The following is a 22,326-nucleotide window of genomic DNA, read 5'->3' on the forward strand; positions in this document are numbered from 1 at the left end:
CTCGCTCGGCCGGCGATATTTGCGGACGATCACGCGCCAGCGGGGAATGGTCCGTTCGGCCGGCGCCTCGACGCCGGGATCGGCCGGCCGAGGCTGCGCCTCTCTCGCCTGGTCCGCCGATGGCACGGCGATCAGATCGCGTCCCTCGGCCACGCGCTATCTACTATTCGGCCCGCGGCGGGCCGTCGGGATCGTCCAGGCTATAGCCCAGGCCGCGGATCGTGGTGATGACGTCCTGCCCCAATTTCTTGCGGATGCGCGTCACGAACACTTCGATCGTATTCGAATCGCGGTCGAAATCCTGATCGTAGATATGCTCGATCAATTCGGTGCGGCTGACGATCTTGCCTTTGTGATGCAGCAGATAGGACAGGAGCTTATATTCCTGCGCGGTCAGCTTCACCGGATCGCCGGCCAAAGTCACCTTGCCCGACCGCGTGTCGAGCCGGACATCGCCCGCGATCAGCTCGGACGAGGCATTGCCCGAGGCGCGGCGGATAAGCGCGCGCAGGCGAGCGATCAATTCCTCGGTCTGGAACGGCTTGGCGACATAATCGTCGGCGCCGGCGTCGAGCCCGGCCACCTTGTCCGACCAGCTGTCGCGCGCGGTCAGCACGAGCACCGGGGTGGTCTTGCCCTGTTTGCGCCAGCGGTCGAGAACGGTCAGCCCGTCGATTTCCGGCAGGCCGAGATCGAGTACGATCGCGTCGTAATTCTCGGTCTCTCCGAGAAAGAGGCCTTCCTCTCCGTCGCCCGCCGTGTCGACCGCATAGCCCGCCCCTTCGAGCGTGTTCTGCAGCTGCTGGCGGAGATTGGGTTCGTCCTCGACGATCAGAACGCGCATTGTGATCCCCTTTGCGCGAGCCCCTTCACGGGCGCTCGAATTAGCCGGTGCGGCCGATGATCTGGCCCGAACGGCCGTCGACCCTCACCCAGATGACGTTTCCATTGCGCAGGAACTTGAGCGTGTAAATGCCGCTATCGGGATCGAGCTCGGGTCCGAGATATTGCGCGCCACGCATCGTCGGCACCACGCGGCGCTCGATTTCGGGCAGCGGCAGCACGCGGCCTTCGCGCCGCGCTTCCCAGGCGCGTTGCTGGTCGCGCTGGAAATGCGGGTCGACAGCCGGCGGAAATGCCGTCTGTGACATGGTCAAGGCAAGCAACGCGAACATCAACATGGCTGGTTGCATAGAGAGGCGGGCTTGAACACCCTGTGAATGCATCGGTCAGCAATCGACAAGCTTCCACCAAGCAGCCGTTAGCGCGGCAAGGCCGGATAGTCCGTAGCTGCCCTATGTTATTTGTTCTTGAAATATAGCCTCAGCGGAAGCGCAGCGTCCATGGCGAGACCGGGCGGGAAGCCGGCCGCCAGATGGTCGATCAATGCTCGCACGGCCGGCGTCAGGCCCCGCCGGGTCGTGAAGACGAGATGTACGATCCCCTGCAGTCCTCGCCACTCGGGCAGGACGCGGACCAATCTGCCCGCCTGCAACGCTTCGGCGCAGACATGGTCGGGCAGGATCGCTACGCCGAGACCAGCGATGGCGGCGTTGCGAACGGCTGACATGTCCTCGCAGCCCAAGCGCGGCTCGATACGCACCATTTGCTTGCGGCCGTCCTGGGCCTCCAGATGCCATTCGAGATCGTCGGCACTATCGTTGGTCGCGAGCGTCGGTAATTGCGCGATCTGCTCGATCGTGCCGATCTGGTTCGCAAGTTTTGGACAGGCGACGAGGATGCGCGTCGATCTGCCCAACGACCGCATCGTCAGCGCCGCATCGCTGGTGAGTTCTGATCGTACTCTGAGCGCCACGTCCACGCGCTCCGCGATCAGATCGATCGGGCGATCCGTCGCTATGAGTTGAAGCCGCACCTTGGGATAGCGCAGCAGGAAGGAGGAAATCAGGCTGGACATGGGCTCGATCATGCCGGTTGGGCAACTGAAACGTATCCGACCGTGCGGCTCGGCCTGCACCTGCGCGACCAAAGTTTCGGCCTGCTCTGCTTCGGCGAGGATCGCCCGGCACCGCTCGTAAAAAGCCAGGCCGGTATCGGTCACACGAAAGCGCCGGCTTGATCGCTCGATCAATCGCAGCCCCAACCGCGCCTCAAGTCCGGCGATGCGGCGGCTGAGCTTCGACTTGGGTTCGCGTAGTGCTCGCCCGGCAGCGGCGAACCCGCCATGCGCCACGACCTCGGCAAAATAGGCATAATCGTTGAGATCGATCCGCATCATCGTTCCCTTACCAGAACGCTAAGTGCCATAATAGCCGACTACAAGCACCATCGTTCACGTTGCATCTATGACCAGGTACGGCGCTCTTGCCGTAAGTCGGAGAAAAACGATGGCGAACAGGTTCGAGAACAAGGTTGTGGTGGTGACGGGCGGTACGAGCGGTATCGGCCTGGCGACGGCGAAAGCTTTCGCAGCGGAAGGCGCGTCGGTTTTTATTACCGGGCGGCGGCAGGAGGCCCTGGATGCGGCGGTCCGCGAAATCGGGAAATCGGTCACCGGCGTGCGCGGCGACATGTCGCAGCTTGCCGACATCGATCGACTTTATGACGCCGTCCAGCAGAAGCATGCGCAGATCGACATCCTGTTCGCCAATGCCGGCGGCGGCGAGATGGCGCCCCTGGGGACGATCTCGGAAGAGCATTACGAAAAAACCTTCGCGACCAACGTGAAGGGCGTGCTTTTCACCGTGCAAAAGGCCTTGCCGCTGCTCAAGGACGGCGCGTCGGTGATCCTGACCAGCTCGACAACCAGCATTTCCGGCACGCCCGCCTTTAGCGTCTATTCGGCGACCAAGGCCGCGATCCGCAATTTCGCACGCAACTGGATCCTCGATCTCAAGGATCGCCATATCCGGGTGAATGCGGTCAGCCCGGGCGTCACCGAGACCGCCGGTCTGAACGACCTGTTCGGCGGTGGCGCACAGGCTGAAAGCACCAAGGACTACCTGGCGGGCCTGATCCCGGCCGGGCGAGTCGGACAACCGGAAGAGATTGCGAAGGCGGTATTGTTCCTTGCTTCGGACGACGCCAGCTTCGTCAACGGCGTCGAACTCTTCGTCGATGGTGGTCAGGCACAGATCTGACCGCGACCCTCTCTTGGACGTGCGTGGCGCACCGCGACACAGCGCCGCTCACGTCCGAGGCCTTCCTCCTTTCCAAGGACCATCCCATGCACCCCGATATTGAAGCCGCGGACCGCATCCGCGAGTTGCTGACGCGCAATCTTCAGGAGGTTTTCGGCGAAGGCGATGCAGTACACCGCCGCGCCGCGATCGAAGAATTGTGGGCCGAGGACGGCGTCCTTTACGTGCCCCCAGGCCCCGTCGTCGGACACGACGGGATCGATCATTTCGCAGGAATGCTCCGCGCGACTCACCCCGAATTCGTCTACACGCCGACCGGCGAACCGCAGATTCTCCACAACGCCGGCCGGCTCGGCTGGGGGTCCGGACTGCCCAGCCACGCACCCGATTATACGGGCTGGGATGTCATCATCGTGCGCGATGGCCGTATCGCGGCGTTGTATGTCTTTCTCGACGAAATGTCGGAAGAGTTTCGGCGCGCCAATAGCTGAGCGACCACTTCCGGCCGGGGTCCGAGAGTCCGTTGATCAACGAGACAGGCCCCGGCTTCGCGATTGCAACCGCGCTTCACTGCGTCGATCGCAAACGATGCCAATTCTGCTTTCCTCTTGTCGACAGTCACGCCCCATTGCCCGCCCTCCACGCGCCCTCTAAGTAGCCGCGCGAATGCCCGCTCCCATCCTATCCTATGAAGACCTCGGCCTCGTTCAGGGCGCCGGTTGGTTGTTCCGCCACCTCGATTTGCACGTCGGCGAGCGCGACCGGCTCGCACTGATCGGGCGCAACGGCGCGGGCAAGACCACCTTGCTCAAGCTGATCGCCGGCAAGATCGAGTCGGACGAAGGGCGCCGCACGATCGTGCCGGGCACCAATGTCGTGCTGCTCGAACAGGATCCGCGGGTCGATGGCTGCGCGACGCTTGCCGATTTCGTGATGGCCGGGCCCAACGCGCCCGCGCGTCACGAAGCCGATGCGATCGCCGATCAGCTCGGAATCGATTTGTCGCGCGACGCCTCCTCCGCTTCAGGCGGCGAGCGCCGTCGCGCCGCGATCGTCCGCGCGCTGGCGCAGAACCCCGACGTATTGCTGCTCGACGAGCCGACCAACCATCTCGACATCGCCGCGATCGAATGGCTCGAACAATGGCTGACGCGCTTCACCGGCGCGTTCGTCGTGATCAGCCACGACCGCACCTTCCTCACCCGCCTCACCCGCCAGACCCTGTGGCTCGACCGCGGGACGATCCGCCGCAGCGAGATCGGCTATGGCGGGTTCGAGGCGTGGACCGAGCAGGTCTATGCCGAGGAGCAGCGCGCCGCCGAAAAGTTGGACGCCAAATTAAAGCTCGAGGAGCATTGGCTCCAGCGCGGGGTCACCGGGCGCCGCCGGCGCAACATGGGCCGCCTGGCGAAACTCAAGGACATGCGCGCTGAACGCGCTGCGATGCTCGGCCCGCAAGGCGCCGCCGCGCTCATCACCGGAAGCGACGACGTCAAGACCAAGGTGGTGATCGACGCCAGGCACGCGACCAAAGCGTTCGAGGGCCGGGTCATCATCCGTGACCTCAATCTACGCATCACGCGCGGCGACCGGATCGGCATCGTCGGACCCAACGGCGCGGGCAAGACCACGTTGCTGAGGATGCTGACCGGCGAACTCGAACCCGACAGCGGCGTGGTCAAACTCGCCAAGACGCTCGATGGCGTAGTGATCGACCAGCAGCGCAAGCTGATGGCGCCCGACAAGCGCGTGCGCGACGTGCTGGCAGACGGCGGCGACTGGATCGAGGTGCTCGGCGTCAAGAAGCACATCCACGGCTATCTCAAGGACTTCCTGTTCGATCCCAACATGGTCGAGGCGCGGATCGCGACCCTGTCGGGCGGCGAACGCTCGCGGCTACTCTTGGCGCGCGAATTCGCGCGGCGGTCGAACCTGCTGGTGCTCGACGAGCCGACCAACGACCTCGACCTCGAGACGCTCGACCTGCTCCAGGAAGTGATCGCAGATTATGAGGGGACCGTGCTGATCGTCAGCCACGATCGCGACTTCCTCGACCGCACGGTCACATTGACGCTCGGGCTCGACGGGTCGGGCACTGTCGATGTCGTCGCCGGCGGCTATGCCGATTGGGATGCCCGGCGCAAGAAGCGGCCGGAAGCAAAGAAAGCGGCCGCGAAGCCCGCGCCGGCAGCCGAGAAGCCCAAAGCGGCCAAGCTCAGCTACAAGGACCAGCGCGATTACGATCTGCTGCCCAAGCGGATCGAGGAGATCGAAGCAGCGATCGCCCGCGACGAGGCAGCATTGGCCGACCCCGCGCTTTACGTCAGCGACCCGGCGAAGTTCGCCGCGCTGACCAAAGCGATCGAGGCCGCCCGCGCCGAGAAGGACGCCGCCGAGGAACGCTGGCTCGAGCTTGCCGAGCAGGTCGAGGCGTTGGGCTGAACTGCGGCCCTTACGCGGCTTTTGGCATTCGGGAAGTGAACGGCGCCCGCGTCACCGCAATGGTCAGCCCCGGCCCGGTATCCGACTGCTCGACTCTCGCGCCCAATTGCTTGGACAGAGCCCTGATGATGGTCGTCCCCAACCCGGCCTCCTCGGGTGTTTTCGTGGGGACCGCCTGGCCCATACCGTTGTCGGAAACGGTGAGCTTCCAGTCAGGCCCCTTTACCTCATAAGTCACCAGGATCCGGGCATCAGCCTTCCGCCGGGAAAGGCATATTTGATCGCGTTGATGACGAGTTCGGTCACGATCAATCCCAGGCTGACGCGGTAGCCGATTCGATCACTCCCTCATCGGGCATTTGCCTCAATGGTGATCGGGCTCGCTTCACCGATCGTCGACGCCGCCAGCCCGGCGCACAATTTGGTGAGATAGGTGGCAACGTCGATCTGATCGATGCCGTCGGTCGTGTGGAGATATTGCTGAACCGCGGCCACTGACATCACGCGTTGATGGTCATCCTTCAAATGCCCCCGTGTCTCCTCCGACAGTACCGCCCGCGCCATCAATAATAGGATGCTAGCGATAATCCGGAGGCTGTTGGCGACCCGATGCCGCATCTCTTCGAGCAGAACCTGCTTCTGGACGAGCAGATCTTCGGTTTGCGTCAACAGCGCGCTTTTCTCGCGCTCGATCACGCGCCGCGCGGTGATGTCGCGGAAAGCCAGCAGGGTCGCGCTGCGCTCGAAAGCACCGATCCTGCTGATGGGGCCGACGGGGGCCGGCAAGAGCTTGCTGGCGCGGCGCATCTACGAGCTCAAGAAACTCAAGCACCAGATCGCCGGGCCGTTCGTCGAGGTGAACTGCGCGACACTGAAGGGCGACGGCGCGATGTCCGCCCTGTTCGGCCACCGCAAGGGCGCGTTCACCGGCGCGGTCGCCGATCGTGCCGGCCTGCTACGCGCCGCCGACAAGGACATGTTGTTCCTCGACGAGATCGGCGAGCTCGGGCTCGACGAACAAGCGATGATCCTGCGCGCGATCGAGGACAAATGCTTCCTGCCGGTCGGCGCCGACAAGGAATCGTCATCCGAATTTCAGTTGATCGCGGGCACCAACCGCGATCTGGGCGAGGCCGTTTCCGCGGGGGCTTTTAGCGACGATCTCTACGCGCGACTGAACTTGTGGACCTTCACCCTCCCCGGCCTTGCCGACCGGCGCGAGGATATCGCGCCCAATCTGGACTATGAACTCGATCGCTTCGCCGAGCGCGAAGGCGAACGCGCCAGCTTCAACAAGGAAGCCCGTCAGCGCTACCTCGCGTTCGCGACCGCGCCCGACGCGCGCTGGCCGGGCAATTTTCGCGACCTGGCGGCGAGCGTCACCCGCATGGCGACGCTGTCGCCTAAGGGACGGATCGACCTGGAATGCGTCGAGGCGGAGATCGTCCGGCTCAAGCGTCTCTGGTCGGGTCAGACCGATGATGGACTCGGCATCTTGGCTAACGTGCTCGACGCGGATGCGCTCAGTGCGATCGATCCGTTCGACCGCGTCCAGCTGGCCGAAACGGTCCGCATCTGCCGCACGAGCCGCTCGCTGTCGGAAGCGGTCGCACCCTGTTCGCGGCGTCGCGCGCTCGCCGGAGCACCGCCAACGACGCGGATCGGCTGCGTAAATATCTCGCCCGGTTCGGATTGGACTGGGCGACAGTTTCACAGATCTAGCGGCCGGCAGAGCGCGGCTGTCCCCACCGCAAATATCGTTGACCGTCGTCCGGCGAGTGTGGCACTGGCCACTCCGCTGAACATCCAATGGCACGAAGCACGGCAAAGCACGTGCCTTCGATGCAGCAAAATGTTCGGATGCGGGTGTAGCTCAATGGCAGAGCAGAAGCTTCCCAAGCTTACGACGAGGGTTCGATTCCCTTCACCCGCTCCATCGAAAACCGGAAATCCTTGGCTTTTCGAGTTTAGCGCTGCCGATTCCGTCGATCAAGAACGCCGAGGGCAACTAGGCGGAAACCATTCGCACTTAGGCGTGAGCGCTGCCCTCCGAAGGCAGAGGTCACAGGTTCGAATCCTGTCGGGTGCGCCACAAATCATAGCAAAATCACGTGTTACATTGTTATGACAGACTCCGGCCGTTAGCGGCTTGGTGGCGCGGAAGCACTAATTGCACCGGCGCCAAGGACGACGGCCGAGATGGGCGTTCCCGACAAAACTGAGCGCCGGCTCGGCATTTTTGACGACGGGAGGTCGGAATCTAGCGAATCGTGATTCGCTTTTGGGGACCACCGGCGCTGAAGTTCCACATTCGACATATCCTGTCGGGCGGCCTCAAGTGCCAACGTAGCGCCACGCAGCGCCTCACCTTCGGGCGCGCAGCTCAGTTTCCAATGTACCGAAGGTTTCTCTCAGAAGGGCGGGCATTGTGCGCGCGCCGGCCGCCTGGTTGAACGCTTCGGTCGACAAGCGGACGGCGCCCATGGCGATCATTGCCACTACCTTGAGCCCGGGTTCCCTCTCCGGTTCTGGCCAACGTTCGCGCAAAGCCGCGAACAAGGTTCTCTCTTGCTCGACGTAGCTGGCTTGCTTCCGAGCCTGCACGGTTTCGCTCGATCGCATCAATCGATCGATGGCGAGCATGTCGTCGGGAGCGACTGCGGCGCAGACGTCGAGAACGGCGTCGCGCACGGCCTCGATTGGCTGGGCGTCGGCCGGCGCTTTCCGGATTGCGTCGGCGATCATGGTGCCCATCCCACTCTGCAGAGAGATGAGGATGTCGTCCTTGGAGTTGAAGTAATTGAAAAAGGATCGCCGCGAGATCGCGGCAGCGGCGGCGATATCGTCCAACGTGGTCGTTTCATAACCGCGGTCGAGGAAGAGCCGTATCCCAGCCCCGGTGATGCGCGCCATCGTCTCGCGGCGCTTGCGAGCCCTCAGTCCTTCTTCTGAATTTGTCGTGGGGGACGACGCCGACATACCCGCCCTCTTGAAACATGCACTGAGTGCAAGTATAATTCTGCACTTGGTGCACTTATATGGGTGGATGAGACATGCGTAAATGGACGGCGGCAGATATTCCCGCGCAGGATGGCCGCATCGCTGTCGTCACCGGGGCGGGGGGCCTCGGCTATGAAACGGCGCTGGCCCTGGCGCGCGCCGGTGCCTACACGATCATCGCCGGCCGCAACGCGCAAAAAGGGGCCGAAGCGGCGGCTCGGATTGCAGCGGAGCTTCCATTTGCACGGGTGCGGTTCGAGTTGCTCGATCTCGCAAGCTTGGCTTCCGTCGCAGCTTTCGCGACCCGACTGGCAGGCCGAGAGGAGAAGCTCGATATCCTGATCAACAATGCGGGCGTGATGGTCCCACCCAGGCGGGAGCAAACGAGGGACGGGTTCGAGCTTCAGTTCGGGACGAATTACCTCGGTCATTTCGCGCTGACGAACCAACTGCTTCCGCTGCTTCGCAAGTCAGGCGACGCGAGGGTCGTCTCGCTTTCGAGCGTCGCCGCGAGAAACGGCGCGATCGACCTCGACGATCTCAATGCCGAGAAAAGCTACAAGTCGATGCCGGTGTATAGCCAATCCAAGCTCGCCTGCCTGATGTTCGGTCTCGAGTTGCAGCGCCGCAGCACCGCCGGCGGTTGGGGCGTGACGAGCATCGTTGCGCATCCCGGCGTCGCGCGCACCGACCTGCTGCACAATGCTCCCGGTCGCTGGAGTGGCATGGGCCTGGCACGGACACTGTTATGGTTTCTCTTCCAGCCGGCCGCGCAAGGGGCGCTCCCGACGCTCTTCGCTGCAACCTCGGCCGATGCCGAACCAGGCGGCTATTATGGCCCGGACGCTTGGGGCGAGACCCGCGGATATCCCGCGCCTGCGCGGGTTCCCCCGGCTGCACTGGACGAGGCCGTTGCGCGTCGTCTGTGGGAAGCGTCCGACAAACTCATCCAAAGCTTCCGCAGTTGATACGGGCTGCGACGGGGCAGCCTTTGTCAGCCCCGGAGTGAGGCGTTATGGGAGCTCACAAGTGACTGGCAGATCGCCAATGGCGAGTCCGTTCATCTGCATGTCAGAACCGTTAGTCTCCCGATTCGATATCCTCCGAGATCTCGCTCTTCAGCCGCGATCCGAATGCCATGCTGCATGATAGCGCGGCGAACTAGGTCCTGCGATGCCGGTGGCGACCGAGCTTGGCCACCGGCGTCAGTGATTGCCCACGGCATGCGTTAGGCATCTTGCTAGAGCCTCCGCATGAAGCGGCTTGCGCAGGAAGCATATCGCCCCGGCTTCCTGCGCGCGGCGTTCCAGCAGCACGTCGTCGCGTCCGGACATCATGATGATGGGCGTGACACAGCCGCGCTCGTCGAGCGCGCGCTTGAGGGCGAATCCGTCCAGTCCCGGCATATGAATGTCGGTCAGGATGCACGCCGCCGCCTCGGCGTCGCCGCAGCCCAGCGCGTCCTCCGCGGAGCGATGTCCGCAGCCTTTAAACTCCATCGACTCGATCAGGTTGAGCAACGCCTTTCGGACCGAGGAGTCATCGTCGATGACGCAGATGAACGCTACGCCGGACAAGATCAGTCCTTCGCTGTGACGCGGGTAATCAACGACGGCCGCAACGGCTACGACTCTGGGACAGGCTGCAATCCCGGCGCCTGGGCGACAAGCTGCTCGGACGCCTTGACGAGGTCGGCGAGCGTCCGGACCCCCATCTCGCGCATCACCGCCGCCCGGTACACCTTCACGGGATTTCGCTCAGCGGCGACACGCCGATCTGAACGAGGTTGGCGCTTGGCGACGTCTAGACCTGCAGCCCGTAAAAGCGCCCATAGCGATGCGGCAAGCCGAACGGCTCGCAGTCGGCTGCTAGCCGAATATCGGCAATTTGGTTGTCGCTCGCAGATGCGGGCATCGTCAACCTGGATGAGGCCGGACGGGCGCGCTGCCCGCAATCCGTCGCGGCCTTCGCAAAACACGGATTGGCCAAGCTGGGGCGCCCAGGGCTTGCCGGGGCCACCGCCGGCGTCGCGCCAACAAAACCGCTACCGCCCCCGCAGATAAATCCGGTGCGCGTTCTCGTAGTAGATCTTGTTGATCACAACGCGCGGCAGCCCCAGCCCCTTCACATCGGACTTGATCTCTTCGATGCGCTGCGACTGCGGCGTTGCAAGATAGCGCCAGTCCGAACGCCAAGCGTGATCGACCTCGGTCGCCAGATGGTCAATGTCCACCGGCGGGTTTTCTACTGGCTTGCTCGGGTCGGGCGGATTGTCGGCAACGTCGGTGCCGTACATCAATCGGTCCTGATATTTGATGAAGAAGGCGCGGACCTTCTCGTAATCCTGGTTCGATTGATACTGGATCTGCGTCATGCGCGCGGCGAGATCGACGTTGGCGTTGGGGAAGCGGTCGAGGAATGTCGCCAGCCGGTCCACGCTCCATTCGAGGCTGGCCATGTGCGCACCGACGAAGGACAGCTTGGGATGGAAGGCGACGAAACGGTCCCGCGCTGCCATCAGCATCTCGTAGCTCGGCTCTTCCGGATGGAGATACATATAATATTGCGGGTGATCGCGGAAATAGCCGCGATCGTTGTCGGTCGTCATCTGGTCGAGCGGCAGCCAGCAATTGAGCGGCTCGCCCTGATGCGCGATCAGCGGGATCCCGATCTTCTCGATATGCGCCATCACGGCGTCGAACCGCGGATCGTCGAGGAAGACGCGTTTGCCTTCCTTGTCCTTGACCACCATACCGATATTCTTCCAGACCTTGACCGCTACCGCGCCCTTGGCGACCGCGGCATCGATCGTGGCGATCGCGCGGTCGCTCCACCCCGGCTCGCCGAATCCGTCCATCGAGAACGCCGTGGCGAAGTGAAAGATCTTGGGATTCTGGAGTTCATGCTCCTCCGCCGCCTTCGCCTGCAATTTCAGCGGGGGGAAATCGGGATAGTCCACGTTGATCGATAACAGCTCGAAGCCGTCCTTGCGGGCGATATCGATGAAGGCGGTTCGTGCGACATTGTCATGCACATGCGCATCGAATTTGGGAACGCGGACGAAATCGGCCTCGCTATAGGTCGCCTGGGCCGGATCCTGCGCCCGCACCGGCTGGGTGGAAGCCACCGCCAGCGACAGCAGTGACGCGGCGATTAAACCATGGTGCAGGCGCATAACCCCTCCTTTGATGTTATATAAAATGAAACTACGACAGTTCGAGACGGGCTAGCATTATTCCCAAACAGCGCGCAAACCGTTTTGCATATGTTTCATTATATAATTTTCATCCACAAACCGAGCCGTCGCATCGACCCGCTATCGCAGCAACGACCTGTCGAGGTTTACCCGTCCCCAAGACACGGCGTGCCGCGGCATCAACGAAAGAAAACGCATGGAGCGATCGGCGCTTTGCCGCTAGAAATCGCGCAGGAGGCATAATGCGGGATACAAGTCGGCGACGTCAGGAAATCATCGGAATGCTTCACGACGTGGGGAGCGTCCAGGTACACGCCTTGTCCGAACAGTACCAAGTTTCCACCCAGACGATTCGCAAGGACCTCGCCTTTCTCGAGGCGCGCGGCGTGTCCGTCCGCTGCTACGGTGGCGCCGTCGCCGCCGGCGTGATCGGCGTGGCCGACGAGGATCCGGTCGATGCCAAGCGCGTCCTGCACATGCCCGAGAAGGAGCGGATCGGCCGCCTCGCCGCGTCGATGGTGAAACCGGGCGAGGCGATCATCCTCGATTCGGGAACGACCACCGCGCAGATCGCGCGCTTCCTGCCCGATGACGCCGACCTCGTCGTGCTGACCAACGACGCGGACATCTTGAATCAGCTGGTCCACAAGAAGAATATCGAAGTCGTGCTGCTCGGCGGGCGGCTGCGGCGCAAGAACATGGCGTTTTATGGCGGACAGACCGAGGCGGCGCTCGACAGCCTGCAGGTCGATCGATTGTTCCTCGGAGTCGACGGTATCGATCTGCAGCGAGGCATCACCACGCATTTCGAGGCCGAGGCGGCGCTCAATCGCAAGATGGCCCATGTCGCGCGCGAGGTCGTGGCGGTGACCGACAGCAGCAAATTCGGCCGTACCTGCCTGCACCGCATCATGGGGCTCGAGGAAGTGAATGTGTTGATCACCGACGACGGCGCGCCCGAGGACAGCCTGGATCAGGCAAGCAAGCTCGGTTGCGACATCCGCATCGCCTGACGACCAGCCGAGCTATGTCTGACATCTCCTGGCGCAAGGGGCGGCCGGACCGGATCCGCCGGTCCGCCGCCTGCCCGGCCTATTCAGAACCCGAAGCGAACCCCGGCGGTGAACGTCCGACCATATGCGGTATAACCGGCTCCCACGCTGCTGCCGGTACCGACCGCGCCCGACGCCCAGACGATGTTGCGATCGCCATTGAGATAGGTGCGGACGATCGAGTTGGTCAGGTTGCGCCCCTCGACGTACAGCTTGATCCGCTTGGTGATGTTGAACGACGCCGTCGCGGTGACCCAGTCGTAGGAACTGGCGATCGCGGGCATGCCATCGACCTCCGTGAAGTTGGCATAGACGAACGAGCTCGAGTGATCCCACGACACGCTGAGCGAGATCGGGCCCTTTTCGTAGAAGGGATTGATCGACCAGGTCGTCGGCGAGACGCCGGCTTCCTGACCGGCGTCCTGGCCGTTGATCGTCGTCTGGCTCCAGGTATGCGTGAATTGCGCACGGATGCCGAAACCGTTCCTCAGCATGTGCTGCCAACTGAACTCGACGCCATAGATTTTGGCATCGTCGCCGTTGATCGGCTGGACCACACTGTACAGCAACGGCACGCAGGGCTTGCCGTTGAAACAGCCGACCGCGCCGATATCTACATTGTTGACCTCAACCGAGGTGATGTCGTTGCGCAGTTTTTTGCCGAACAGCGCGACCGATACCATGTCGTTCTTATGGTAATACCATTCCAGTGACGCATCGGCCTGCCATGACTTGATCGGCTTCAGGTTCACGTTGCCGCTATAGCTGACGACGTAATCCTGGTTACTGCTATTGTCGGTCTGGGTCGGCGCGAACTGATTGAGGTTGGGCCGCGCGATGGTCTCGGCGACCGCCAGGCGCAGGTGGAGATTGTCGGTGAAGCCGTAGTTGAAGTTGGCCGACGGCAGCGGGATCGTATAGCTGCCATGCGCCGTGATCGGCGTCGCGTCAGAATAGTCCACCACCGCCGAGGCGGTCGGATTGGCTGTATCGGCAACCGTCACCGATATGATCTTGTTGATTGCCGTGGAAGCGGTCGTCTGCGTGTTGACCAGGCGCAGGCCGATATTCCCGTTCCAGCGACGCCCGCCGAACGTGGCCTCGATATAGCCGGACAAGGTACGCTCACTGACCACGTACGAATTCACCGCGTTGAACTGCGGCAAGCTGTCGGCGAAGTTATAGACGCCCACTCCCGACGTGTAGTTCGGCGTGCCGTCGAGCGCCTTGAGACCGGCGAGAAGGTTCTTGGCGTTGATCGCCAGCATCGTGGTCGGGAAGCTGCCGCCGGCGCCAGAGAAGAAATTGGGGAAGTTGAAGGTCGAGATGACGTTCTGACCCATCGTCGCGAAGGTGATCGGTCCCGGTTGGCCGGGCATCGTATTGTAGAGCGAGCTGTATTGGCTGGAACCGTTGGTCCAGTCGTTGCTGACGTCACGCCGCGATTTCGACCGTTTGAGAAACGCGCCGCCGAAGCTGATGCTCTTCAGGATGCTGTTGTCGACCGTGTAGGTGCCGTCCAGTTTGGCTCCGGTCACCGTGTCCTTGATCGAGAAACCCGACAGCCCGTCATAATGCGTGCTCCACAGATTCTGGTTGTCGAGCTTGCCCGAGGCGAGCGCGGTCGCATAATCCGACCCATCCGGCAGCGTGACGCTGATATTCGGCATCGCGTTCGGGTTGGCCGAGAACGTCAGGGTGTTCTGATTGTACGGAGTCGGGGAGACCAGTCCCGCGGTCAGGAAGGTGTCAGTCCCGCCCTCCGGCCGGTTCGCCTGCGAGCGATAGGCGTCGGCACGGAACGACAGGTGGGAAGACGCGTCCCACTGGACGTTGGCGCCGACCAGATAGGTGTCGACGACGCGGTGGATCGTCTGGTTGACCAGTTCCGGGGTGAAATTGTTGGTCGTGAACTTGGTGATGAACCCGTTCTGGACCGTGACGTTCGACCATTCGGGCTGGCCATTCTGGTCGTAGGTGAAACCCGGGAAATAGGATTGGTTGTACGCGACCTGCGGGTCGTTGAGTTTGGTGTACATGCCGTCGACCGTTACGTGCAGGTTGCTGGCCGGGCGCCATTCGAGCGTACCGGTCAGCGCGAACCTCTTCTTTTGGTCGACCACCGAACCGAACTGGATGCAGCAAAGGCCGACCACCGGCTTGGCGTTGGCGGGCGGCGGCGAATCCGCGGTGGGGCCGACCGGCCAGACACCCGGGCTGCTCGAATCCCAGGAGGAATAGTTGAGCGCGTCGGTGCGGAACTTCTGGTCCGACCATACCACACCGATCAACGCGCCGAACGTGCCCGAACTGTTGGTGTCGCTGATGAAGCCGGAGACCTTATAGCCGCCGTCGCGCGACATCTGATTGAAGTTGCCCTCGGCCCGCGCGGCGATGTGGAACCCGGTGTGATCGAACGGCCGCGCCGATCGCAGGTTGACGGTGCCGCCGATGCTGCCCTCGGTGGCGCTGGCCTGTGGCGACTTGAGCACGTCGGCGCCCGAGATCACGTCCGATGGGAGGATATCGAAGGCGAAGTCGCGACCATCGTCGTCGGTCGCCAGGATGCGGTCGTTGAGCGTGGTGATATTGTATTGCGAGCCGAGGCCGCGGACGCTGACATACTGGCCTTCGCCGCCGGTCGTGCGGTTGATCGTGATGCCGGTGATATGCTGCAGCGAATCGGCCACGTCGCTGTCTGGGAAGCGGCCGAGTTCGGTCGCGTTGACCGAATCGAGCACGACGGTCGCGCTGCGCTTGATCTCGACCGACTTGTCGAGGCTGCCGCGGATGCCGGTGACGACGATATCGTTTGCCGCCTTATCGGCCGCGGCGGTGTCGGACAGGGTGTCCGACGACTGAGCCTGCGGCGCCGGTTCAGGCTGGGTTTGAGCCATTGCCGCCACGGGGAGCGACGCCAGCGCCACGACGAAGATGCTGGCACCGGTACGCAGTAGAAGACGTGAGGCCATGATTTTCCCCTCAATCAGCCGTAAATTTCAGTATGTTTCGTTCTGTGATCGGTTTTTACACAACGCAACCCTTTTTGTCATATTATGGCAACGCCGCTCTGAAAGAGCACTCGATCGCGACTTCTTTGCAACAGCGGACTTTGTATCATTATCGATATATAACAGATAGTTATGCGATAATCGCATGAGCCTGAGACGCAGTTAGGCCTGCGCGGCAACGGGCATTAAAACGAAACAAAACGAGTGAAGCGGGCTCGTTTTCGTTTGCTTCTGGGCGAATCCCTGTGCAAGCTCGCACACCGACATGCCCATCGCAAACCGGGCATCGCAAGCGGCGAGGAACCAATGGCAGGCGCCACACTGACACGCAGATCCACGCTGACCGGCCTGCTGTGCGGCACGACGGCGATCATGGCGGGGCTGATCCCGTCAGCCCCCGCGCTGGCCTTTACGGGCGCGGCGGCTACGGCCACCGATGGCATCCTGACGATCGAGTTCGACGGCGCGCTTCGATCGCGGCTGTCGCGCGAAGGACGACCGCTGACCGCGTTCGACAGCGGCGAAGGCGTGCGCCTGGCCGACGGATCGGTGCTCGACCGATTCGTGCTGCTCGGCGATAGCGGGGCCGCACCCGTTGACGTGCGTGGCGGCGGCCGACGCCATACGGTGCGCGGCGTGGCCGAGGGGCGGCTCGAAAAGCGTATCGACCTGGTGTTCCACCCCTCGCTGCCCGGCGCGGCGCTGATGACGGTGCAGTACCGCAACCTCAGCAAGACGCCGCTGGTGATCGCGGCCTGGTGGTCGGCGGCGCATCAACTGCTTGTGCATCCCGAGGGCGCCTGGACCTTTTCGGGCGCCTCGCATCCCGATCGCCGCGACTGGGTGCAACGCGTGCGGCACGATTTCCAGCAGCGCAATTACATGGGCATGAACGGCTCCGATTACGGCGGCGGCACGCCCGTGGCGGCGGTATGGCGCCCCGACGTCGGGCTGGCGGTCGGGCATGTCGAAACGGTCCCCAGGCTGATCGCGCTGCCGGTGGCGTCGCAGCCCGGCGGCACGCGGATCGCGATCGAAGGCGACCAGCCGATCCTGCTCGCGCCGGGCGAAAAGGTGACCCTGCCCGAAACCTTCATCATGGCGCATCGCGGCGATCATTTTGCCCCGCTCGACGCCTATCGCCGGATCATGGCCGAGCGCGGGCTCGCGGCGCCCGCCATCCCCGAATCGAGCTATGCGCCGATCTGGTGCGCCTGGGGCTACGAACGCAACGTCACCCCCGATCAGGTCTATGGCACGCTCGACAAGGCGAACGCGGTCGGCTGCGAATGGGCGGTGCTCGACGATGGCTGGCAAAAGGCGATCGGCGACTGGGTCGCCGACACCAGCCGGTTCCCCGGCGGCAATGCCGATTTGAAGGCGATGGCCGACCGCATCAAGACCTATGGCATGCGGCCCAAATTGTGGATCTCGCCCTTGTCGGCAACCCCGGCCAGCGACCTGATGCGCGATCATCGCGACATGCTGCTGCTCGACGCCAGCGGCACCGCGCAGAACGTGAGCTGGTGGAACAGCTATACTCTGTGCCCGGCCTATCCACCGACGGTCGAATATTTCAAGACGGTCATGCGAAGGATCGTCGGCGAGTGGGGGTTCGAAGGCCTCAAGATCGACGGCCAGGACCTCAACGGTGTCGCGCCCTGCTATAACCCGGCGCACAACCACAAGCGGCCCGAGGAATCGGTCGAGAAGCTGCAGGATTTCTGGAAGGCGATCTACGACACGGTGATCGGGATCAACCAGAACGCCAATGTCGAGATCTGCCCGTGCGGCGATTCCTTCGCCTTTTTCAACATTCCCGCGATGAACAACACGCCGGCGTCCGATCCCGAATCGTCATGGCAGGTGCGCCTCAAGGGCAAGACCTTCAAGGCGATCATGGGCCCGTCCGCGCCGTATAGCGGCGACCATGTCGAATTGAGCGACGGCGGCGACGATTTCGCCTCGACCTATGGGATCGGCGCCATCCCCTCGACCAAGTTCACCTGGCCGAAGGACACCGACAAGCCCAACGACAAATTGCCGCCGGGCGGCTTCGTGCTGACCGCCGACAAGGAACGGCTGTGGCGCAAGTGGATCGCGCTCTATCGCCGCAACATGTTGTCCAAGGGGCGATACCTCGGCGAACTCTACGATATCGGCTTCGACAAGCCCGAAGGTCATGTCGTCGCGGCCGGCGGCAAGCTGCATTATGCTTTCTACGCGAAGACCTGGAACGGGCCGATCGAACTGCGCGGGCTCGGCAAGGGGCCCTACCGGCTGACCGACAGCTTCACCGGCGCGGCGCTCGGCACCGCCAGCGCCGCCAGCAACAAGATCAACGCCGGTTTCGAGCGCTTCCTCGTCATCGAGGCAACGCCCGCAGGAGATGCCGCATGACCGCCACCCCCGCCCCCGCCCCCTCCGGCCGCGCCTGGCTGTTCCATGCGCTGGTCACCGTCGTCCTGTGGGGCGTCTGGGGCGCCTTTTCGGACCAGTCCTCCAAGCACGGCTTTCCCGACACATTGGTCTATTGCGTCTGGGCACTGACGATGATCCCGCCGGCGTTCATCGCGCTGCGCATGAGCGGCGGCAAGCTCGAGACGAGTCCGCGGGCGATCGCTTACGGCATGGCGGTGGGGCTGCTCGGCGCCGGCGGACAGATGGTGCTGTTCTACGCGGTGACGCGGGGGCCGGCCTATCTGATCTTCCCGATCATCTCGCTGTCGCCGCTGGTCACGATCGTGATGTCCTACGCCTTGCTGCGCGAGCGCACCGGCAAGCTCGGCCTGCTCGGCATCGCGCTGGCGCTGATCGCGCTACCGATCTTCAACTACACCCCCGCCGACGGCGCCGCGACCACCGGGTCGACCTGGTTCGTGCTCGCGCTGATCGTCATGCTGTGCTGGGGCGTGCAGGCCTACTTCATGAAGTCGGCCAACAACCACATGTCGGCAGAGGGCATCTTCTTCTACATGATGATCGCCGGGCTGCTGCTGGTGCCGGTGGCCTGGTTCCTGACCGACCGCTCCCATCCGGTGAACTGGGGCTGGGACGGCCCGGCGCTCGCCGCCGGCATCCAGGTGCTGAACGCGATCGGCGCGCTCACCCTCGTCTTCGCCTTCCGCTACGGCAAAGCGATCATCGTCGCGCCGCTGTCCAATGCCGGCGCCCCGCTCGCCACCGCAATCATTTCGCTGATCGCGCTTGGCGTGATGCCCGATACGCTCAAGATCGTCGGCCTCGCGCTGGCGCTCGCCGCGTCTGTGCTGCTCGCGATCGAGCCGGATACGGCCGACGAAACGTCGCCATCGCCCGCCGAGCCGGCGGCGATATAAATTTCATTATGCATCATTTCCTTGTGTTTCATTTTCTTTCAATGTACGCGGATTGTCCATTCGAGGAGCAATCATGAAAGCAATCCGCGCCCTCGTCGCCGAGCACAAAGCAGGCAAGCGCGTCGGCATCACGTCGGTATGCTCGGCCCATCCGCTGGTGATCGAGGCGACGTTGCGCCACGCGCTGGCGCACGACGCGCCGATCGCGCTGATCGAGGCGACGTCCAACCAGGTGAACCAGGACGGCGGCTACACCGGCATGACGCCGGTCGATTATCGCGCCTTCGTTGAGGGGATCGCCGACCGGGTCGGCTATCCGCAAGAACGGCTGGCGCTGGGCGGCGATCATCTCGGCCCCAATGCCTGGACCAGGCTGCCCGCCGAGCAGGCGATGGCCAAAGCCGAGATCATGGTGCGCGATTATGTCGCCGCGGGATTCGGCAAGATCCATCTCGACTGCTCGATGAGCAGCGCCGACGATCCGGTGCCGCTGCCCGAACGCACCATCGCCCAGCGCGCCGCGCGGCTGTGCGCGGCCGCCGAAGCCGCCTATTCGGGCGATCCCGACGATGCGCCGAGTTATATCATCGGCACCGAGGTCCCCGTGCCCGGCGGTGCGGCCGAAGACCTCGAGGAACTCGCCGTCACTACGCCCGACGCGGCGCTGGCGACGATCGCGATGCACCGCGGCCTGTTCGCCGAGCTGGGGCTGTCGGGCGCCTGGGACCGCGTGATCGCCACCGTCGTCCAGCCTGGCGTCGAGTTCGATCACGACAAGGTGGTCGATTACGTCCCCGAAAAGGCGACCGCGCTGAGCAAGGCGATCGAGCCGGTCGAGCACATCGTGTTCGAAGCGCATTCGACCGATTACCAGACTCCCGCAGCGCTCGCCGCTCTGGTCCGCGATCACTTCGCGATCCTCAAGGTCGGGCCGGGTGTGACCTTTGCCTTGCGCGAAGCCTTGTGGGCGCTCGACGCGATCGAACGCGAAACGGTGGCGCCCGAACGGCGCGCCAATCTGCGCGGCGTCGCGATCGAACGGATGCATGCCGAACCCGGCAATTGGTCCAAATATTATCACGCCAGCGGCGCGGCGCTCGATTTCCAGCTCAACTACAGCTTCAGCGACCGTATCCGCTATTACTGGCCCGACAGCGCGATTGCCGCCGCGCAGGAACGATTGTTCGCCAATCTGCGCGAGACGGTGCCGCCGCTGCCGCTGGTCAGCCAATACCTCCCCATCGCCTTTGCCGCGCACCGCGCCGGCCGCGCCACGCTCGACCCGGTCGACCTGGTCGCGGCCCATATCGACGCGACGCTCGACGCCTATCATGGAGCCTGCCATCCCAATGCCTGACCTCAACGCTGCCCCGAAAACGGCAGCCGACGGCGCCGAACCCTGGACGCGCCGCGAAATCTTCCAGCAGGCAATCACGCTGCGAGCGACCCAGGCCCTGCTCGTCGACGAACAGGGGGCGATCGACGCGTTCATCGCGCCGCTGCTCGCGGAGCCCGACCTGCGCATCGTGCTGGCCGGGGCCGGCACCTCGGCGTTCATTGGCGAATGCCTGGCGGCGACGCTGGCGCAGGCAACCGGGCGCCGGGTCGACGCGGTGCCCACCACCGACATGGTCAGCGCGCCCGACCTCTATCTCGAAGCGCAAACACCGACCCTGTTGGTGTCGTTCGGCCGGTCGGGCAACAGCCCGGAAAGCATCGCGGCGATCGATCTCGCCGATGCCCGCGTCGCCGACGTCCATCATCTGATCATCACCTGCAACGCCGACGGCGCTCTGGCCAAACGGCGCGGCGACGATGCCTATGTCGTGGTGCTGCCTGAAGCGACGCACGATCGCGGCTTCGCGATGACGTCCAGCTTCTCGGCGATGACCTATGCCGCGCTGGCGATCTTTTCGGGCATCGCCGCGTTCGGCGACCGTAACGAGCGGATCGCCCAGGCGGTCGAGGCGGTTCTGGCCGACACCGAAACCGCGATGGCGGCGCTCGCCACGCGTGGGTTCGAGCGCGTCGTCTATCTCGGCAGTGGCCCATTCCAGGGGCTGGCCCGCGAAGCGGCGCTCAAGCTGCTCGAACTCACCGACGGCGGGCTGGTGACGATGCATGACTCCACGCTCGGCTTCCGTCACGGCCCGAAGACGATCGTCAACGACCGTACGTTGGTGGTGGCGTTCCTTTCGAACGATCCCCTGACCCGCGCCTATGATCTCGACCTGATCGCCGAGTTGCGCGCGGACAAGGTCGCGGGCGCCGTACTGGCGGTGTCCGCCCAGGACATAGAGGGTGAGACGTTGAGAGTACACGGGCTCGAGACGGCGGCCGACAGCGACCTGCTGTTCCCCTATATCGTGCCCGCGCAGCTGTTCGCGCTCCACGCCTCGCTCGACCGCGGCCTGACGCCCGACACGCCGAACCAGGCCGGGACGGTCAGCCGCGTCGTCAAGGGCGTGCGCATCCACAGCACCGGCGCATGACCACGCCCCGCTATTTCCTCGGCGTCGACGGCGGCGGCACCAAGACCGAGTTCGTCTGCATCGACGGCGCCGGCGACGTTGTGGCGCGGCAGATCGAGGGGACGACCTATCATCTCCAGGTCGGACTCGACGGCGCGGTGCAGGCGCTCGAGTCCGGGACCGCCGGCATCTGCGCGCAGATCGGGATCGAGCCCGCCGGGCTGGCCTTCACCTTCTTCGGCCTGCCCGCTTATGGCGAGGACAAGGCGATCGACCCGCTGCTCAACCAGCATTGCGGGCGCCTGCTCGGGCATGACCGTTATCGCTGCGGCAACGACATGGTCTGCGGCTGGGCGGGGTCGCTCGCCTGCGCGGACGGCATCAACCTCGTCGCCGGCACCGGGTCAATCGGCTATGGCGAGCGGCAAGGCCGGGCGGCGCGTGTCGGCGGCTGGGGCGAAATATTCAGCGACGAAGGCTCTGCCTATTGGATCGCGATCCAGGGGCTCAACGCCTTCACCCGGATGAGCGACGGCCGCTTGCCGAAAGGCCCGCTCCACGACGCGTTCCGACGTCGGCTCGGGCTCGAGGCGGATCTCGACATCTGCGCCAAGGTGATGGGCGAGCACGGCCTCGCCCGCGACGAGATCGCCGGTCTCGCGCCGGTGGTCGCCGAAGCGGCGGCGGCGGGCGATCCCGCCGCGATCGCCATCCA

The 22,326-nt window shown here is 63.8% G+C and carries 18 protein-coding genes, 1 tRNA gene and 1 pseudogene; 12 read left to right on the forward strand and 8 right to left on the reverse strand.

What is annotated here, in order from left to right:
- Window positions 1-163 precede the first annotated feature (163 nt).
- The 3 genes from SAS01S_RS07935 to SAS01S_RS07945 form a co-directional block, all read right to left on the reverse strand.
- On the reverse strand, window positions 164-844 hold the full coding sequence (locus tag SAS01S_RS07935; protein WP_066590860.1) for a response regulator transcription factor: 681 nt from the start codon (window positions 842-844) through the stop codon (window positions 164-166).
- Between the two features lie 40 nt (window positions 845-884).
- Window positions 885-1,181: a hypothetical protein gene (locus SAS01S_RS07940; RefSeq protein WP_157082709.1), complete on the reverse strand. Its 297-nt coding sequence runs from the start codon at window positions 1,179-1,181 to the stop codon at window positions 885-887.
- A 119-nt stretch (window positions 1,182-1,300) separates the two neighbouring features.
- Entirely contained in the window at window positions 1,301-2,236 is a 936-nt protein-coding gene (locus SAS01S_RS07945; protein WP_066806983.1) for a LysR family transcriptional regulator, read from the reverse strand.
- A gap of 112 nt (window positions 2,237-2,348) precedes the next feature.
- Here SAS01S_RS07945 and SAS01S_RS07950 point away from each other — a divergent pair, with 112 nt between their 5' ends.
- From SAS01S_RS07950 to SAS01S_RS07960, 3 genes are all read left to right on the forward strand, one after another.
- Window positions 2,349-3,101, forward strand: a complete 753-nt coding sequence (locus SAS01S_RS07950) for an SDR family NAD(P)-dependent oxidoreductase (RefSeq protein WP_066806939.1) — start codon at window positions 2,349-2,351, stop codon at window positions 3,099-3,101.
- An 86-nt stretch (window positions 3,102-3,187) separates the two neighbouring features.
- The gene (locus SAS01S_RS07955; protein ID WP_066806984.1) at window positions 3,188-3,592 is read left to right on the forward strand and encodes a nuclear transport factor 2 family protein; all 405 of its coding nucleotides are present in this window, start codon (window positions 3,188-3,190) and stop codon (window positions 3,590-3,592) included.
- Window positions 3,593-3,767: 175 nt separating this feature from the next.
- On the forward strand, window positions 3,768-5,543 hold the full coding sequence (locus tag SAS01S_RS07960) for an ABC-F family ATP-binding cassette domain-containing protein (RefSeq protein ID WP_066806941.1): 1,776 nt from the start codon (window positions 3,768-3,770) through the stop codon (window positions 5,541-5,543).
- Between the two features lie 348 nt (window positions 5,544-5,891).
- Here SAS01S_RS07960 and SAS01S_RS23245 read toward each other — a convergent pair whose 3' ends face one another.
- On the reverse strand, window positions 5,892-6,350 hold the full coding sequence (locus SAS01S_RS23245) for a histidine kinase dimerization/phosphoacceptor domain -containing protein (protein WP_066806944.1): 459 nt from the start codon (window positions 6,348-6,350) through the stop codon (window positions 5,892-5,894).
- On the opposite strand from SAS01S_RS23245, the pseudogene SAS01S_RS23420 reads away from it, so the two are divergent.
- A pseudogene (locus SAS01S_RS23420) lies at window positions 6,307-7,265 on the forward strand (sigma 54-interacting transcriptional regulator). The gene SAS01S_RS23245 and the pseudogene SAS01S_RS23420 sit on opposite strands and share 44 nt — an antisense overlap.
- 140 nt (window positions 7,266-7,405) lie before the next feature.
- A tRNA-Gly gene (locus SAS01S_RS07985) sits at window positions 7,406-7,479 on the forward strand.
- A gap of 428 nt (window positions 7,480-7,907) precedes the next feature.
- Here the strand turns inward: SAS01S_RS07985 and SAS01S_RS07995 are convergent.
- Window positions 7,908-8,456, reverse strand: coding sequence for a TetR/AcrR family transcriptional regulator (locus SAS01S_RS07995; RefSeq protein WP_218016269.1), 549 nt, complete (start codon window positions 8,454-8,456; stop codon window positions 7,908-7,910).
- Window positions 8,457-8,596: 140 nt separating this feature from the next.
- Here SAS01S_RS07995 and SAS01S_RS08000 point away from each other — a divergent pair, with 140 nt between their 5' ends.
- On the forward strand, window positions 8,597-9,511 hold the full coding sequence (locus tag SAS01S_RS08000; protein WP_066806952.1) for an SDR family oxidoreductase: 915 nt from the start codon (window positions 8,597-8,599) through the stop codon (window positions 9,509-9,511).
- Window positions 9,512-9,748: 237 nt separating this feature from the next.
- On the opposite strand, the gene SAS01S_RS08005 is transcribed toward SAS01S_RS08000, so the two are convergent.
- A complete protein-coding gene (locus tag SAS01S_RS08005; RefSeq protein ID WP_066806953.1) occupies window positions 9,749-10,120 on the reverse strand; it encodes a response regulator in 372 nt (123 codons plus the stop codon).
- A 467-nt stretch (window positions 10,121-10,587) separates the two neighbouring features.
- Window positions 10,588-11,718 (reverse strand): amidohydrolase family protein, encoded by a 1,131-nt coding sequence (locus SAS01S_RS08010; RefSeq protein ID WP_066806954.1) that lies wholly within the window; start codon window positions 11,716-11,718, stop codon window positions 10,588-10,590.
- 263 nt (window positions 11,719-11,981) lie between these two features.
- Between SAS01S_RS08010 and agaR the strand changes: the two genes are divergently transcribed.
- Window positions 11,982-12,752 carry a transcriptional repressor AgaR gene (agaR, locus tag SAS01S_RS08015; RefSeq protein ID WP_066806955.1) on the forward strand — a complete coding sequence of 257 codons (771 nt, stop codon included), beginning with the start codon at window positions 11,982-11,984 and terminating at the stop codon, window positions 12,750-12,752.
- 83 nt (window positions 12,753-12,835) lie between these two features.
- Here the strand turns inward: agaR and SAS01S_RS08020 are convergent, their stop codons facing one another.
- Window positions 12,836-15,763: a TonB-dependent receptor gene (locus tag SAS01S_RS08020; RefSeq protein ID WP_066806959.1), complete on the reverse strand. Its 2,928-nt coding sequence runs from the start codon at window positions 15,761-15,763 to the stop codon at window positions 12,836-12,838.
- 345 nt (window positions 15,764-16,108) lie between these two features.
- On the opposite strand from SAS01S_RS08020, the gene SAS01S_RS08025 reads away from it, so the two are divergent.
- From SAS01S_RS08025 to SAS01S_RS08045, 5 genes are all read left to right on the forward strand, one after another.
- Window positions 16,109-18,202: a glycoside hydrolase family 36 protein gene (locus SAS01S_RS08025; protein WP_066806961.1), complete on the forward strand. Its 2,094-nt coding sequence runs from the start codon at window positions 16,109-16,111 to the stop codon at window positions 18,200-18,202.
- On the forward strand, window positions 18,199-19,140 hold the full coding sequence (locus tag SAS01S_RS08030; RefSeq protein WP_066806963.1) for a DMT family transporter: 942 nt from the start codon (window positions 18,199-18,201) through the stop codon (window positions 19,138-19,140). Before SAS01S_RS08025 ends, SAS01S_RS08030 begins: the two co-directional genes overlap by 4 nt.
- 73 nt (window positions 19,141-19,213) lie before the next feature.
- A complete protein-coding gene (locus SAS01S_RS08035) occupies window positions 19,214-20,497 on the forward strand; it encodes a D-tagatose-bisphosphate aldolase, class II, non-catalytic subunit (protein ID WP_066806965.1) in 1,284 nt (427 codons plus the stop codon).
- Window positions 20,490-21,632, forward strand: a complete 1,143-nt coding sequence (locus tag SAS01S_RS08040) for an SIS domain-containing protein (RefSeq protein WP_066806967.1) — start codon at window positions 20,490-20,492, stop codon at window positions 21,630-21,632. The genes SAS01S_RS08035 and SAS01S_RS08040 overlap by 8 nt, the downstream gene beginning before the upstream one ends.
- Window positions 21,629-22,326: N-acetylglucosamine kinase (locus tag SAS01S_RS08045; protein ID WP_066806969.1), on the forward strand; the 698-nt coding region annotated here is incomplete at its 3' end. The genes SAS01S_RS08040 and SAS01S_RS08045, both read left to right, overlap by 4 nt.

This window comes from Sphingomonas asaccharolytica NBRC 15499, from assembly GCF_001598355.1.
Lineage (GTDB): Bacteria > Pseudomonadota > Alphaproteobacteria > Sphingomonadales > Sphingomonadaceae > Sphingomonas > Sphingomonas asaccharolytica.